Source organism: Pedobacter sp., from assembly GCF_046462515.1.
In the GTDB taxonomy this organism is placed as follows: Bacteria; Bacteroidota; Bacteroidia; order Sphingobacteriales; family Sphingobacteriaceae; genus Pedobacter.
Map to the genome: position 1 here is coordinate 258,519 of NZ_JBKGVD010000002.1, position 15,604 is coordinate 274,122.

16 protein-coding genes and 3 tRNA genes are annotated in these 15,604 nt (G+C 37.5%); 16 read left to right on the forward strand and 3 right to left on the reverse strand.

Annotated features, from left to right (window positions below; translation table 11 throughout):
- Nucleotides 1-79: 79 nt before the first annotated feature.
- Nucleotides 80-352 carry an isoleucyl-tRNA synthetase gene (locus ACLHG9_RS02030; protein ID WP_410219853.1) on the forward strand — a complete coding sequence of 91 codons (273 nt, stop codon included), beginning with the start codon at nt 80-82 and terminating at the stop codon, nt 350-352.
- On the opposite strand, the gene ACLHG9_RS02035 is transcribed toward ACLHG9_RS02030, so the two are convergent.
- Nucleotides 349-2,703, reverse strand: coding sequence for an efflux RND transporter permease subunit (locus ACLHG9_RS02035; protein WP_410219854.1), 2,355 nt, complete (start codon nt 2,701-2,703; stop codon nt 349-351). The genes ACLHG9_RS02030 and ACLHG9_RS02035 overlap by 4 nt on opposite strands.
- Nucleotides 2,704-2,831: 128 nt before the next feature.
- Here ACLHG9_RS02035 and ACLHG9_RS02040 point away from each other — a divergent pair, with 128 nt between their 5' ends.
- The 8 genes from ACLHG9_RS02040 (at nt 2,832) to ACLHG9_RS02075 (ending at nt 5,242) form a co-directional block, all read left to right on the forward strand.
- Nucleotides 2,832-3,179 (forward strand): diacylglycerol kinase family protein, encoded by a 348-nt coding sequence (locus tag ACLHG9_RS02040; RefSeq protein WP_410219855.1) that lies wholly within the window; start codon nt 2,832-2,834, stop codon nt 3,177-3,179.
- Entirely contained in the window at nt 3,180-3,905 is a 726-nt protein-coding gene (recO, locus tag ACLHG9_RS02045; protein WP_410219856.1) for a DNA repair protein RecO, read from the forward strand.
- A gap of 78 nt (nt 3,906-3,983) precedes the next feature.
- Nucleotides 3,984-4,061, forward strand: a tRNA-Val gene (locus tag ACLHG9_RS02050).
- Nucleotides 4,062-4,173: 112 nt separating this feature from the next.
- Nucleotides 4,174-4,248, forward strand: a tRNA-Val gene (locus ACLHG9_RS02055).
- 63 nt (nt 4,249-4,311) lie between these two features.
- The gene (locus ACLHG9_RS02060; RefSeq protein ID WP_410219857.1) at nt 4,312-4,563 is read left to right on the forward strand and encodes a GIY-YIG nuclease family protein; all 252 of its coding nucleotides are present in this window, start codon (nt 4,312-4,314) and stop codon (nt 4,561-4,563) included.
- Nucleotides 4,552-4,631: transfer RNA gene (locus tag ACLHG9_RS02065), tRNA-Val, on the forward strand. The genes ACLHG9_RS02060 and ACLHG9_RS02065 overlap by 12 nt, the downstream gene beginning before the upstream one ends.
- A 66-nt stretch (nt 4,632-4,697) precedes the next feature.
- Nucleotides 4,698-5,036, forward strand: coding sequence for a GIY-YIG nuclease family protein (locus tag ACLHG9_RS02070; RefSeq protein WP_410219980.1), 339 nt, complete (start codon nt 4,698-4,700; stop codon nt 5,034-5,036).
- Nucleotides 4,961-5,242 (forward strand): GNAT family N-acetyltransferase, encoded by a 282-nt coding sequence (locus tag ACLHG9_RS02075; protein WP_410219858.1) that lies wholly within the window; start codon nt 4,961-4,963, stop codon nt 5,240-5,242. Before ACLHG9_RS02070 ends, ACLHG9_RS02075 begins: the two co-directional genes overlap by 76 nt.
- 215 nt (nt 5,243-5,457) lie before the next feature.
- Here ACLHG9_RS02075 and ACLHG9_RS02080 read toward each other — a convergent pair whose 3' ends face one another.
- The gene (locus ACLHG9_RS02080) at nt 5,458-6,666 is read right to left on the reverse strand and encodes an MFS transporter (RefSeq protein WP_410219859.1); all 1,209 of its coding nucleotides are present in this window, start codon (nt 6,664-6,666) and stop codon (nt 5,458-5,460) included.
- Nucleotides 6,667-6,848: 182 nt separating this feature from the next.
- Between ACLHG9_RS02080 and ACLHG9_RS02085 the strand changes: the two genes are divergently transcribed.
- From ACLHG9_RS02085 to ACLHG9_RS02115, 7 genes are all read left to right on the forward strand, one after another.
- The gene (locus ACLHG9_RS02085; RefSeq protein WP_410219860.1) at nt 6,849-7,307 is read left to right on the forward strand and encodes a MarR family winged helix-turn-helix transcriptional regulator; all 459 of its coding nucleotides are present in this window, start codon (nt 6,849-6,851) and stop codon (nt 7,305-7,307) included.
- Complete coding sequence (locus ACLHG9_RS02090; RefSeq protein WP_410219861.1) at nt 7,288-9,693, forward strand: 3-hydroxyacyl-CoA dehydrogenase/enoyl-CoA hydratase family protein; 2,406 nt, start codon at nt 7,288-7,290, stop codon at nt 9,691-9,693. The genes ACLHG9_RS02085 and ACLHG9_RS02090 overlap by 20 nt, the downstream gene beginning before the upstream one ends.
- 30 nt (nt 9,694-9,723) lie before the next feature.
- Nucleotides 9,724-9,939 (forward strand): four helix bundle protein, encoded by a 216-nt coding sequence (locus tag ACLHG9_RS02095; RefSeq protein ID WP_410219862.1) that lies wholly within the window; start codon nt 9,724-9,726, stop codon nt 9,937-9,939.
- Between the two features lie 142 nt (nt 9,940-10,081).
- Nucleotides 10,082-11,257: an acetyl-CoA C-acyltransferase gene (locus ACLHG9_RS02100; protein ID WP_410219863.1), complete on the forward strand. Its 1,176-nt coding sequence runs from the start codon at nt 10,082-10,084 to the stop codon at nt 11,255-11,257.
- A gap of 46 nt (nt 11,258-11,303) precedes the next feature.
- Nucleotides 11,304-13,097 carry an acyl-CoA dehydrogenase family protein gene (locus ACLHG9_RS02105; protein ID WP_410219864.1) on the forward strand — a complete coding sequence of 598 codons (1,794 nt, stop codon included), beginning with the start codon at nt 11,304-11,306 and terminating at the stop codon, nt 13,095-13,097.
- Between the two features lie 200 nt (nt 13,098-13,297).
- Nucleotides 13,298-13,771, forward strand: coding sequence for an FKBP-type peptidyl-prolyl cis-trans isomerase (locus ACLHG9_RS02110; protein WP_410219865.1), 474 nt, complete (start codon nt 13,298-13,300; stop codon nt 13,769-13,771).
- Nucleotides 13,772-14,623, forward strand: coding sequence for an FKBP-type peptidyl-prolyl cis-trans isomerase (locus ACLHG9_RS02115; RefSeq protein WP_410219866.1), 852 nt, complete (start codon nt 13,772-13,774; stop codon nt 14,621-14,623).
- A 61-nt stretch (nt 14,624-14,684) separates the two neighbouring features.
- Here the strand turns inward: ACLHG9_RS02115 and ACLHG9_RS02120 are convergent, their stop codons facing one another.
- A complete protein-coding gene (locus tag ACLHG9_RS02120; RefSeq protein WP_410219867.1) occupies nt 14,685-15,596 on the reverse strand; it encodes a TIGR01777 family oxidoreductase in 912 nt (303 codons plus the stop codon).
- Between the last annotated feature and the right edge of the window lie 8 nt (nt 15,597-15,604).

Below are 15,604 nucleotides of genomic sequence, written 5' to 3' on the forward strand. Positions count from 1 at the left end.
CTACTTTTTTGCTTTGGGGCAGAACTTATTGGTTTGTTGCTTGTTTTAATAAGTATAATTAAACGTAACCAGCAGCAAAATGATCAAAAAGCTAAAACTAAATAAAGCGGTATGGCTACTCATCTTAGGTGTGCTTATAATGGTAATTGCCCAAATATTAGATGCCGCTCATACCAGAGGCGGTAAAACTTTGTTGGCTGTTGCAGGTGTTTTATTTATAACCGGAGCTTTTATGTTGTTGTATCCGGTTTTATTTGCCAAAAAGATTGATGAACAAGGTAAAGACATTGTAGAGCTAACACCTGTTGGTGATAACCCTACATCAGTTGAAAAAGATTCTGAGACAGATTAATGATCAAAATCTAAATCATTTTTGGCCATTTCTTCATCCGAAATAAGTTTTCGTCTCTTGTTTTTAGCTAACCATAGCACCAAAGAAGGCAATAAGGTAAGGTTAAACGCCAATGCAATGATCAAGGTTATAGACAATAATAAACCTAATATTACTGTTCCACCAAAGGTTGATGCGGTAAAAATGCCGAAACCAAAAAATAAGATCAGCGCAATGTGTGTCATGCTCACGCCGGTTTCTGTAATCGTATCTGTAATAACTTTGCTTACGCTGTAATTGGTAAGGTTCAGCTCTTGTTGGTATCTGGTTAGGAAATAGATAGTCTGATCAGAAGCTAATCCAAATGCAATGGTAAAGATTAATATGGTAGAGGGTTTTAAGGGGATATTAAAAAAGCCCATCAAACCTGCGGTAATAATTAGCGGAACTACGTTTGGAAGTAAGGAGATAAACATAATACCCATGCTTCTGAATTGTGCCAGACGTAATAATGAAATCAATACAATAGCCAGAGAAATACTTTCGAATAAATGGCGCAACATGTAATCTGTGCCTTTTGAAAATATGATGCTGGAACCTGTTAATGTTACATCAAAGCGTTTAGGAGGCAAAATAGAATCTATTCTCGGCTTAATTTCTTCTAACAGGTGGTCCAATCTTTTAGAACCTACATCAGCCATTTGGAAGCTGATACGTGTAGTTTGCTTATCTTTATCTACAAAATTTGTGAGCATATTTCCATTTCCTTTACCTGAACTGGCAATGTACATTAAGATAAAAGCACGTTCAAAATCTGTAGGTAAGCGATAGTAAGAAGTATCATTATCATAAAATACCTGAGTAGCATATTTTAACCCCCGATTTAAAGAAATAGAACGAGAAAACTCAGGGTAGGAGCTGATCATATTTTCCATCTCATCAATTTTGTTGAGTGTAGCCAAATTAAGCACGCCATTCTTTCTTTTGGTATCTACACTGATCTCGAGAGGTAAAATACCTTCAAAGTTTTTTTCAAAGAATTTCAGATCGGTTAAGATGCGAGAACTTTTAGGCAGATCGTCAACCACATAACCATTTACATTGATGCGGTAAACCCCTATCAATGAAATAAGAGCAACAATAAGCGTTGCTAAATAGATGAGCTTGCTTTTATGCTGGACAAGAAAATCAGTTTTAGTTAAAAGTTTATCCAGGAAATTAGTTTTGTGTTCTGCATTGATCTTGTTTTTTTGGGCAGGTAAAAAACTAAATACGGCAGGTATAAGACATAAACTTAATAACCAGGTAAACATTACATTTAGGGCGGCTACACTCCCAAATTGCATAAGTAGCTCACTTCCGGTGAAATACAATACCCCAAAGCCAATTGCGGCGGTAATATTGGCAATTAAAGTGGTTACAGATATGCGTTCGATCGTAATGTGCCAAGCTTTATGTTTATCACCATGTTTTTTCAATTCGTTATGGTATTTGTTCAGCAGTAATATGCTGTTTGGAATACCTATGATTACGATAAGCGGAGGGATGAGCCCTGTTAAGATGGTAATCTCATAACCAAATAACACTAAAGTTCCTACACTCCATATTACACCCATAATCACAATAAGAACAGGGTAGAAAACTGCGGCAAAACTCCTAAAGAATATAACTAAAATGATGGCCGAGACCAATATAGATAAGCCTAAAAACAAAACAAACTCGTTAGATACCAACTTGCTGGTAGCAGTTCTGATATAAGGCAGCCCCGATATATGGACATCTGTTTGTACGCTGTTGCCAAAAGCCAATGCTTTTTCTTCTATCTCTTTTAAAATAGGATTGCGGGCTGCGGTATTCAATATTTTTTGATCGAATGAAACAGCCATTAAAGTAGCATTGGTTTGCCTATTGATCAATAAGCCTTCATAAAAAGGTAGTTGTTTCAAAGTATGTTTTAATGAATCCATCTGGGCATCTGTTTTAATGATGCCGCCAGGTAAAATGTGCGCGGTAAATTTTTGGTGCACACTATCTTTTTGTAACTGAAATAACTTGCCTATTGAGAGCACACCTTTTATTCCTTTTAGCTTGCTAATGTCTTCAGATAACTGTGCCCACTTATTATAAGTGTCTTTTTCGTAAATTTTTGGTGTTTGGATACCAATAACTACCATGCTGCCATCTTCACCAAACTGCTTTTTAAAAGCGGTATATTTTACGAATGCAGAGTCGGTTAAAGGCAATATCTTGCTGCCGGCATAAGAGAGCTTGATGTTTTGGGCCTTAAAAGCCATGAACAGGGTGATTGCCAGAAAAAAAATGATTAGAAGAATCCGGTTTTTTAAGATGAATTCAGAAAGTTTGCTCCACATATCTTTTTAAAAAAGGTAAAGAACGCAATTATTATGCTGCATTACAAAAACGAATTGATAAATTTTTATGATAAATTTACCTTAACAACGGTACATACAAGTAAATAGTTTGGAGTGCCGGTAAATTTATGGCAAAGTTTCTTAAAGGATTTATTTATGCGGGTAAAGGTATAGCCTATACATTAGGTACGCAGCTTAATTTTAGGTTACAGCTTATAGCCACTTTGATTGTGGTGTTATTAGGACTGTTTTTTAAACTATCTGTTCTGGAATGGGTTGCAGTATTGATTTGCATTGGTATAGTGCTTGCTTTGGAGTTGATAAATACTTCAATTGAGCTACTGGTTAATAAAATATCTCCCGAATATGATCCTATAGCGGGGAAAATAAAAGATGTTGCTGCCGGAGCCGTTTTAGTTGCTTCAATCTCGTCTTTCATTGTTGCATTACTTATTTTTGTGCCAAAGTTTTTTTAGATGTTGCATAAGACGCGTGGAGTTGTTTTAAAAATTACACAGTATAGTGAAACAAGTGTGATTGCTCAGGTTTTTACAGAGAAATTTGGGATGCAATCTTATTTAATTAATGGTGTAAGAAAACCGAAGGCAAAAATACCTATGAGTGTTTTGCAGTCACTGCATACACTGGATCTGGTGGTGTACCATAAACCTAATATGCAGCTTCAACGTATTTCAGAAGCAAAATTGTCGCCTGTTTTTAGGACTATACCTTACGATTTGCAGAAAAATACCATTATACAATTTTTAAATGAGGTTTTGTATAAATGTATCAGACAGCATCATATAGACGAAAAACTATTCGATTTTATTTATACCTCTCTCTGTTGGTTTGATGAAACAGAAGATGTGAATGTGAATTTTCACCTTAACTTTTTAATGAAGCTCAGCAAGTTTTTGGGTTTTGGACCGCAGGCAGCACAAAGAACCGACCAGAAATATTTTGATTTGCAGGAGGGTGTTTTTACCTCACTGGCTCCAGTTCATCCTTATTTTATAGACGCTGATGAGGCGCAATACCTGATTTTGCTGTCAAATGTTTCTTTTGAAAATTCTGCAGATGTAAAACTGAACAATGCATTGAGGAGATTGCTTTTAGATAAGGTGTTGATTTACTTTTCTTTACATACACCTTCTTTTGGTCAAATTAGTTCTCATCAGATATTAGAAGAAGTATTATCATAAAATTTTTAGTTTTTTTTGTGAAATTAAATAAACGCTCTATATTTGCAGTCCCAAAACAAAGGATTTTGTTTTTAAAATGGAGAATTAGCTCAGCTGGTTCAGAGCACCTGCCTTACAAGCAGGGGGTCACTGGTTCGAATCCAGTATTCTCCACCATTACAAAGCAAACTTTTAATTATTGAAAGTTAGCACAAGGAGAATTAGCTCAGCTGGTTCAGAGCATCCCGACTACATCGGGAGGTTCACTGGTTAAGTTGAAATAAAAATTGGAGAATTAGCTCAGCTGGTTCAGAGCACCTGCCTTACAAGCAGGGGGTCACTGGTTCGAATCCAGTATTCTCCACGTAAGCCCTGGCCAAATTTGGCCAGGGCTTTTTTGTTTATAGGTATTTCGTGTTAAATTTATATGATGTGGTACACTTACATACTTTATTCTGTTTCTCGTGATAGATATTATACGGGTTCTACTTCTGACCTGAATTCTCGTCTATCTAAGCACAATACTCATCATAAAGGTTTTACAGGCGGTGCTTTGGATTGGGAATTAGAGTATAATGAGGTTTATCAGACTAAACATGAAGCACTTCTGAGAGAAAAAGAGATTAAAAACTGGAAAAGCCGTAAAATGATAGAGAAATTGATTTCTGGAGAGATTTAGGTTGCTGGCTGGTTCAGCGCATCCCGATTACATCGGGAGGGTCACTGGTTCGAATCCAGTATTCTCCACGTAAGCCCTGGCCAAATTTGGTTAGGGCTTTTTTGTTTATAGGTATTTCGTATTAAATTTATATGATGTGGTACACTTACATACTTTATTCTGTTTCTCGTGATGGATATTATACGGGTTCTACTTCTGACCCGAATTCTCGTCTATCTAAGCACAATACCCATCATAAAGGTTTTACAGGCGGTGCTTTGGATTGGGAACTGGAGTATAATGAGGTTTATCAGGCTAATTCTTACTTCTGTTTCAAAAGATACTTTTACTTTCTTGATGTACATCAACAATTTAATGCCGAGACTGTTATAAGTTTGTTTAAACTAAAAACAAAATCATGGAAGTACAACAATTTAACAGAGAACATAAAGGCTTTTTTAAAGCGGTGGATAACAATCAGGAAGCTGGCCTAATGACCTATACCTGGGCAGGCCCCGAAAAAATGATCATAGACCATACCGAAGTAAATGAAAATTTCTCGGGCAAAGGGGTGGGGAGGCAACTGGTAGAAGCGGCTGTAAAATATGCAAGAGAGCAGCATATTAAAGTTATACCGCTTTGCCCTTATGCCAAATCAGTTTTTGACAAAACACCCGATTATGCTGATGTGTTAGCTTAAATTTTGGTAATTAAGTCAAGCCTTGGTAAAAACCATTAATAAGCTTGGAATCGGCCTTGGTCTTTGCGGTAGTAATGCAGAAACTTTAGCAGAAGGCTTATGGCAAAGGGCGCAGCCGACGACTTTTTTCTCCATTTTGGTCGCTCAAAATGGCATGTCAATGCCCGACATGAGGGCAGGAAAGCCTGTGTGTGGAGCTTGTATTAGGGATTCAATTACTTTTTGTTAGTCCTGATATTAGGTAAAAATGCGGTCAATAATCCAATAAGAGGCAGGTAAGCACAGATAGAAAAAACATGGCTTATGCTGGTTTTGTCAATCAGGTTGCCAATTAAGGCAGAACCTAAGCCGCCCATACCAAAGGCAAAACCAAAAAACAGGCCTGCTACTAAGCCTACCTTTCCGGGGATCAATTCTTGTGCATAAACCAAGATTGCCGAAAAAGCAGAAGCTAAAATCATACCTATGGGCACAATTAAAATGCCTGTCCAAAATAAGTTAGCATGAGGTAATAAAAGGGCAAAAGGCGCTGTGCCTAATATAGAGAACCAGATTACATACTTTCTTCCTATTCGGTCGCCGATAGGTCCACCTAATAAAGTTCCGGCAGCGATTGAAAATAAAAATACAAAAAGGTAAATCTGTGAGGTTTGAACAGATACGCTGAATTTATCTATCAGGTAAAAAGTAAAATAACTGGTAAGGCTGGCCATGTAAAAGTACTTGGAAAAAATCAAAATCAATAAGATGGATACAGCCATAATTACTTTGGATTTAGGTAGATGATGTTCAGAAGAGCCTGATTTGCCTTTTTTTGAAAGCTGATGCGCTAACACATAGTTCTTATACCAGTTCCCGACATACCTTAATACTACAATCGCAATCAATGCAATTGCAGAAAACCATATGATGCTGTGCTGCCCTTTCGGGGCAATAATCCATGCAGCAAGTAAGGGGCCTAATGAGCTTCCAGCATTTCCGCCTAATTGGAAAACAGACTGGGCTAGCCCTCTTTTTCCGCCCGAGGCTGCGTGAGCCATTCTCGACGCTTCGGGATGAAAAACCGAAGAACCTGTTCCGATTAGGGCTACAGAAAGTAAAATCAGGTAAAAATTATTCGCAAAAGATAATGTAATCAGTCCGGTAAGCGTAAAGGCCATTCCTATAGCTAGCGAATAGGGCTGTGGCTTTTTATCTGTATATAAACCTACAAAAGGTTGAAATAGCGAGGCTGCCAGCTGAAAGGTTAAGGTAATTAGTCCAATCTGAGAAAAACTCAGGTGGTAACTGGTTTTTACAATCGGGTATATGGCAGGTATTAATGATTGTATGGTATCATTTAATAAATGAGAAAAGCTTAATGCAAATAAAATAGGGTATACGGTAGAGCTAAGGTCCTGTGTCGACGTTGTGGTTTTTTCCATTTTCCAAAATAAAGCACAAATCTACAATTGCTTTTTTGTAATCATAAGATAAAAAAACAGCAAAGTTGAAAGCTTATTGTGTAAATCGGAGATAAGACACAAAAAACCACGAAAAAATAATTTTAATCTTTTGATATAAATAAAATTTTTACATAAATTTGTTATGCAAGCATAATAAATTTATGAAGCAGAAAGAAACAGTAGATTATTTTTTAAAGATAGTTTGGCAAAATATTTCAAACACCTACAACCAGATAGCATCGGGGTTTGGTATTACGCAAGCTATAGGTTATGTGCTTATTAATATTGAAGCAACAGGTACCAAAGTATCGGCTTTGGCGGCTTTACTTGGCGTCAAATCTACATCTTTATCCCGGATGTTAAATAGTATGGAACAAATGGGGCTTATTTATAGGGAAACAGATGTTGAAGATAAGCGTTCGGTTAAAATATTTTTAACCCCTTTTGGAGTGGAAAAGAGAAAACTGGCCCGCGACGTGGTTGTTTCATTTAATGAATATCTTAACGATAAGCTATCGGTAAAAGAAAAAGAACAGTTAATAGCAACTTTAGAGAAAGTTAACAAGCTTACATTAAATTATTCGGCATTAAAAGATGGTTATGAACAGAAATATAAGTAAGGTAGCAGTATTGGGCTCGGGTATTATGGGTTCGCGTATTGCCTGTCATTTTGCAAACATAGGCGTAGAAGTTTTGCTGCTCGATATTGCGCCTAAAGAACTTTTACCTGAAGAACAGGCTAAGGGGCTTACACTAGAAAACGAGGTGGTTAAAAACAGAATTGTAAATGCTGCATTGCAAAATACCTTAAAAAGCAATCCTTCGCCTGTATATTCAAAATCAGTAACCCATAAGATTACTACAGGTAATTTTACTACAGATATGCCTAAGATAGCACAATGCGACTGGGTAATAGAAGTGGTTGTAGAAAATCTGGAGATTAAAAAATCTGTTTTTGAACAGGTAGAAAAATACCGCAAGCCGGGAACACTGATTACCTCAAATACTTCAGGTATTCCTATCCATATGATGGAAGAAGGACGTTCAGAAGATTTCAAAGCTCATTTTTGCGGCACCCACTTTTTTAATCCACCAAGATATCTGCGTCTGTTAGAAATCATCCCAACAAAAGATACCAAAAAAGAAGTGGTAGATTTTCTGATGGAGTACGGAGATAAATTCTTGGGAAAAACTACTGTACTTTGTAAAGATACTCCGGCATTCATTGCCAACCGGGTAGGTGTTTATTCTATCATGGCCCTACTTCATTCCGTTGAAAAACTAAATCTTACCGTAGAAGAAGTAGATAAATATACCGGGCCGGCTTTAGGGCGTCCTAAATCTGCAACTTTCCGTACTTCTGATGTGGTAGGTTTGGATACTATGATCAAAGTTGCTAAAGGTCTGTATGATAATTGTCCTGATGACAAAGCACATGATTTATTTAAGCTGCCTGCCTACGTTGAGAAAATGGCCGAAAACAACTGGCTGGGTGATAAAACCAGGCAGGGATTCTACAAAAAGATAAAGGATGCTGAAGGAAAAAGCGAAATATTGGCTTTAGACCTAAAGACATTAGAATATAAACCTCAGCAAAAAGTTAAGTCTGCTACTTTAGAAATGACAAAAACCATTGACAGGGTTGCAGACAGGATGAAGGTTTTCGCAACGGCTAAAGACAAAGCCGGAGAGCTGTTCAGAACTTCTTTTTATGGCTTGTTTGAGTATGTATCAGACCGTATTCCCGAAATATCAGATGAGTTGTATCGTATAGATGATGCAATGCGGGCAGGTTTTGCTTGGGAATTAGGTCCTTTTGAAGTTTGGGATGCTGTGGGCGTAAAAGAAGCTATAGAGGGCATGAAGTCCTACGGGCATGAGGCTGCAGCATGGGTACATGAAATGCTCGCGGCAGGATTTACTACTTTTTACAGAGTAGAAAACGGGGTAAGGCAATATTATGATATCCCTACCAAATCTTATAAAAATGTTCCTGGTACTGAGGATTTGATTGTACTGGATCATTTAAGAGCTGCCAAAACCATTTATAAAAATGCAGGAGCTTCTATTATCGATTTAGGAGATGGTATTTTAAATGTAGAATTTCATTCTAAGATGAATACCATTGGAGGGGATACGTTGCAAGCAATCAATAAAGCCATTGACCTGGCCGAAAAAGAATACCGTGGAGTGGTAATTGGGAACGATGGGGGAAACTTCTCAGCGGGAGCAAATGTTGGAATGATCTTTATGATGGCCGTAGAGCAGGAGTGGGACGAGTTAAATATGGCAATTAGAATGTTCCAGAATACTTCAATGCGTATCCGCTATTCAGCGGTTCCGGTTGTTGTAGCTCCTTTTAATTTAACATTGGGCGGTGGTTGCGAATTTAGTTTGCATGCTGATCATGTACAGATGAGTGCCGAAACTTATATGGGATTGGTGGAGTTTGGTGTAGGTGTAATACCAGGTGGCGGAGGTACCAAAGAATTTGCTTTAAGAGCCGGAGATGAGTTAAAAGATGATCAAATTGCACAAAATACGTTAAAAGAACGTTTCTTGACCATTGGCACAGCTAAGGTGTCAACATCAGCGCAAGAAGCTATAGAGCTAGGTTACATACAAAAAGAAAAAGCAAGTATTACCATGAACAGGTCACGTTTACTGGCAGATGCAAAAGCAAAAGCTATAGAATTGGCAGAAGCAGGTTATACAAAACCAGTTCAAAGAAAAGATATTAAGGTTTTAGGTAACCAGGGTTTGGGTATTGTTTATGCAGGGGCAAACAGCATGCGGGCCGGAAATTACATTTCTGAACATGACCAGAAAATCTCTGAAAAGTTAGGTTACGTAATGTGCGGAGGAGATTTGTCTGCACCTACAGAAGTGTCTGAACAATATTTATTGGATCTGGAGCGTGAGGCGTTTCTGCAATTATGTACAGAGCGAAAAACATTAGAGCGTATCCAGTCTATTATTACAAAAGGTAAACCGTTGAGAAATTAATAGTAGTTAGATAGTGATTAAACTTTAAGAATGCATAAGTATAAGGAATTGAAAATATGGCAGAACTATTGCATTACGGCCAGATTTTTTAAACAAGAGGAGTTTGGACTTATTAGTCAGATAAATAGAGCCTCTATTTCAATTCGCTCTAATATAGCAGAAGGAGCAGGTAGAAACTCGGTTAAGGGGTTTTCATATTTTCTTTCAATTGCTCGTGCATCTTCTTACGAAGTAAAACACAACTAATTATCTCTTTCAGCTTAAATTATTTAAAACAAATGAATTAGATGTCTTATCAGAGAAAATAAATGAATAGCAAAAAATGAATTATGCTTTTCATTTAAGACTCAAAAATAATCTGAATACTAACATCTAAATACTAAACAATATGGAAGCATATATCATTGCAGGTCTTAGGTCAGCGGTAGGAAAAGCACCAAGAGGTGTGTTCCGCTTTACAAGAGCAGACGATTTAGCAGCAGATGTGATTAAACAACTGATTGCATCTGTACCTAATTTAAATAAAGAAGAAATTGACGATGTTATTGTGGGTAATGCAACCCCTGAAGCAGAGCAGGGGCTTAATGTGGCCCGCATGATCAGCCTCATGTCTTTAGGTACCGATAAAGTACCAGGGGTGACGATGAACAGATACTGTGCTTCAGGACTGGAAACCATTGCTACGGCTGTAGCAAAAATAAAAGCAGGTATGGCAGATTGTGTCATTGCGGGAGGTGTTGAGGTAATGAGTGGTATGCCATTTGGTGGCTGGAAATTAGTGCCCAATCCTGTGGTTGCTAAAAATCATCCGGATTGGTATTGGGGAATGGGCTTAACTGCAGAAGCGGTAGCTAAAGAATTTAATGTAAGTCGCGAAGATCAGGATGTCTTTGCTTTCAATTCGCACCAAAAAGCTATCAATGCAATAAAAAACGGGCATCTAAAAGCAGGAGTTGCCCCTATAACGGTAAATGAAACCTATTTGGATGAAAATCTGAAAAAGAAAACCCGCTCATATATAGTAGATACCGATGAAGGACCAAGAGCAGATACGACTATTGAAAAATTGGCTAAACTAAAACCTGTTTTTGCGGCTGGTGGATGTATCACAGCAGGTAACTCTTCGCAAACATCAGACGGGGCCGCTTTTGTGATAGTGGTTTCAGAAAAAAAACTGAAAGAATTAGGGGTTGAACCTATTGCCAGATTAGTAAGCTATGGAGTTGCAGGCGTTCCACCACGTATTATGGGTATTGGACCTATAGAGGCTATTCCGAAAGCTTTAAAACAAGCAGGTTTAAAACAAGATGATATTGACCTGATAGAACTGAATGAAGCTTTTGCCTCTCAATCTTTAGCTATTATCAGAAACTTGAATCTGAATACAGATAAGCTAAATGTAAATGGTGGGGCGATTGCGTTAGGGCACCCACTTGGCTGTACCGGAGCAAAATTAACCGTTCAAATCCTGAATGAACTTAAAGCAAGAAAGCAGAAATATGGCATGGTTACCATGTGTGTGGGTACGGGACAGGGAGCTGCAGGTATTTTTGAATTGCTTTAACGAATAAAATTATTAGAAAGACATAAATCTTAAAATAGCTGAAATAATGGAAAATACAGATAAAAAGATAATCAAGGGCGGAGAATTCTTAATCAAAGAAACATCTTATCAGGATGTATTTATCCCAGAAGAATTTGACGAAGAACAGCAAATGATTGCCCAAACCTGTCGTGATTTTTTGGCAGCAGAAGTTTTTCCTAATCTTGAAAAGATCGATAAGCAGGAAGATCCGGAATTTATGCCGAATTTGTTAACAAAAGCAGGCGAACTGGGTATTTTAGGTGTATCTGTTCCTGAAGAATATGGGGGCTTTGGTAAGAATTTTAATACTTCCATGCTGGTAGCAGATGTTGTAGGAGCTGGACATTCCTTTGCTGTAGCCTTATCTGCCCATACAGGTATCGGTACACTGCCTATCTTGTATTATGGTAATGAAGAGCAAAAGGCAAAATATATTCCTAAGTTAGGAACTGGCGAATGGAAAGCAGCTTATTGCTTAACCGAACCTAATTCGGGTTCTGACGCAAACTCAGGTAAAACCAAAGCGAAATTAAGCGATGACGGGAAGCATTATATCATCAATGGACAGAAAATGTGGATTACCAACGGTGGCTTTGCTGATATCTTTATTGTATTTGCCAAAATTGATGAAGATGAGAACCTGACCGCATTTATCGTTGAACGTGATTTTGGTGGCATAACCATGAACCCAGAAGAACATAAAATGGGTATTAAAGGTTCTTCTACAAGACAGATTTTCTTTAATGATTGTCCTGTTCCGATAGAGAATATGCTTTCTGAAAGACAAAATGGGTTTAAGATTGCTGTAAATATTTTGAATATAGGGCGTATCAAATTATCGGCTGCGGCTATAGGTGCATCAAAACAGACCATAAGCACGGCTGTAAATTATGCAAATGAACGTATGCAATTTGGCCGTCAGATATCTAAATATGGTGCCATCCGTTATAAATTAGCCGAAATGGCTTCTAAAGTATATGCTGTTGATGCAGCTAACTATCGTGCGGGACAAAATATTGACGACACCTACGATGCATTGGTAGCAGGAGGAATGGAACCTTCTAAAGCAAAATTAAAATCGGTAGAGCAATTTGCTGTTGAATGTGCTATTCTGAAAGTTTGGGGATCTGAGGCTTTAGATTATGTGGTAGATGAGGGGGTGCAGATTTATGGTGGTATGGGTTTTAGCGCAGATGCACCTATGGACAGAGCTTATCGAGATGCCCGTATCAACAGAATTTTTGAAGGCACTAATGAAATCAACCGTTTGCTAACTGTGGATATGATGCTGAAAAGAGCTATGAAAGGAGAGCTAGATCTAATGACCCCGGCGACAGCAGTAGCAAACGAGCTGATGGCTATTCCTGAATTTGGTGAAGAAGATGATACTTTATTTGCTGCCGAGAAAAAAGTATTAGCTAACCTTAAGAAAGCTACTTTGATGGTTGCAGGAGCGGCTGTACAGAAATTAATGATGAGCCTAAGCAAAGAGCAGGAGATTTTAATGAATATTGCAGATATGGCAGGTTATGTATATGTGCTGGAATCGACAATATTAAGAACAGAGAAGCTGGTGAGCTTAAAAGGAGAAGAAGCTTGTAAAGGTCAGCTGGATTTAATGCGCATTTATTTGGTAGAAGCTGTTGACGGAGTTGCCAAGGCTGGTAAAGAAGCATTATGGGCCTTTGCAGAGGGCGATGAATTACGCATGATGTTGGTAGGTTTACGCAGATTTACTAAAGTTGAACCATTTAATGTTAAAGAAGCCCGTCAGAATGTGGCAAAACAAATTATAGAAGCCAATAAATATTGTTTCTAATCATATCCTATACCAAAGAGGCTGTTTAAACAATTCTTCTTCATCCTGAATGTATCAGGGGTCTTAAAAATAGTCATATTTTGACTGAAAGGATTCCATATCGAGTAGGGAATGATGTTTGATTTTTGAACAGCCTCTTTTTCATTTGTTAAAATTGGTTAAAAATTGTAGTAACCGTTCTAAAAGATTATTTTTGCTTCATGAAGTTTCAAGCCAAACTATTATTGGTGTTTTTTGTAGTTGCCGGATTAATTACAGGATGCAGTAAAGATAAATATAATGCTGAGAAGCAGGCCGGTATTGACGATGGTCTGATTGTTGATTTTATAAAGAAGAATAACATCAGTGCCACAAAGCATAGTTCGGGATTATATTATCAGATTATTACGCCGGGTACGGGAGATTTTAAGATTAATGCGTCTTCTACGGTAACCGTAAATTATGAAGGTAAGCTGTTAGATGGAAGCGTGTTTGATAAATCAAAGCAGGCAATTACTTTTTCATTATCACAGGTAATTAAAGGCTGGACTATCGGGATTCCCTTGATACAACCGGGGGGAAGAATAAGACTATTGATCCCATCAACTTTAGCTTATGGAAACGAATCGCCAGGCCCAGGTATACCCAAAAATTCAGTTTTAGATTTTACAGTAGATTTAATAAGCGTAAAATAAATGCGTAAAATATTTTTATATACAGCCATATTGCTGGTTTCTTTTGTAGTGTTTAACTCATGTACAAAAGAGTACGAAAGCATAGAAAGCGTTGATAAAGCTAAAATTGAAGCTTATATCAAGAAAAATAACCTCTCAATGAAAGATACGTTGGGGTTTTATTACCAGATTATTAATGAGGGTACAGGTAATTTTCTTAAAAATACTGATTCCGTACTGTATGATTTTGATATTAAATCTTTAGATGGACAGGTATACCAGAGTAATGATATCTACTCAAACAGTGCTACCTATGTAGGTTATGTTACTTCGCCAGGGGCTTTTAGAACCGTGATGTATAAATTAAAACGCGGAGGACATGCTAAAATTATTATTCCGTCTTATTTAGCTTTTGGTAAGAATGGTAATGGAAATATTCCATCTAACGAGGTAATTGTAACCGACCTGAAAATCTTTAAAGAAGCTTCTCAGGTTGAATTAGATGAAAACAGGATCAAAGCATTTTTAACCGCAAATAATATTACTAATGCAGTTAGACATTCATCAGGAATCTATTATCAGGTAATTACACCGGGTACAGGTTCAGATGCTATAGATGATTATTCTACACTTGAAGTTAAATATGTGGGTAAATTGCTGAATGGAACAACTTTCGATTCGAGCGATTCTTTTAGTACTACATTAAATGGGGTAATTTCAGGTTGGAGAACAATCTTACCGTTATTTAATTCAGGTGCAAAAGTGCGTATTTTCTTGCCTTCAAAATATGGATATGGAAGTGCATCAACAGGAGCCATAACACCTAATTCAGTGTTAGACTTTACCATAGATATTATAAAAGTAACTAACTAATAAAAGAAATTATATAAAATAGTCTAAGCGTTACAGGGTTTCCGGTAACGCTTTTTTAGTTTTAGTTTTTATGAAATATATCCTTTAATGCAGATTGCAGCGTATCAAATTTAAAGCTGAAACCTGTTTGTTCCAGTTTGCGATTGCTTGTGAGGGTACTCATTAAAGGTAAAATACTCATTTTTCCCATCAATAAACGAAGCATAAAGCTGGGCACATGAAGTGGCAGAATAGGCTTCTTTAAAATTTTGGCAATTTCAACTGTAAGTGTTTTATTGGTAACGGGATTAGCGGCACAGGCATTATACGTGCCTTTCATCTTATTATTACTAATGGCTTTTAAATAGATTGCGGTTAAATCGTTTAAATGTATCCAAGGAACAAGCTGTTTACCTGAACCCAAGGGTGCGCCTAAATACCATCGTATCATTTTGGTTATAGGACCTAAAGCTCCTCCCTGATCAGATAAAACAAAACCTGTTCTTATTTTTACTACATCTATGCCTAAGGTATTGAACTGGTCGGCAGCATTTTCCCATAGTTTACAACAAAGCGGCAAAAAGCCATTGCCCAACCTGCTGTTTTCGGTCAGCACTTCTGTTCCTCTATCGCCGTAAATGCCCACTGCCGATGAGCATATGAATTTTTTTAGAGGTATCTGGTGTTTTTTAACCGTTTCGAAAAGGAGGTTCGCAGAATTTACACGACTGTTAATGATTTCTTTCTTTTGCCTTTTAGTCCATCTTTTGGCTGCAATGCTTTCTCCTGCCAGATGTACCAGAACATCTACATTGTCAAAAGCTTTAAGGTCAATCTGGTTGTTAGCGATGTCCCATAGATAAACATCAACTCCTGTTGTCGAAATAGCATGTCTGCTAAGAATAGAAACTTTGTACCCATGTAGCAAAAGAAGTTGAACTAATTCTTTACCGATCAGACCGGTTGCACCTGTAATTAAAATGCGTTTATCCATGTCAAATG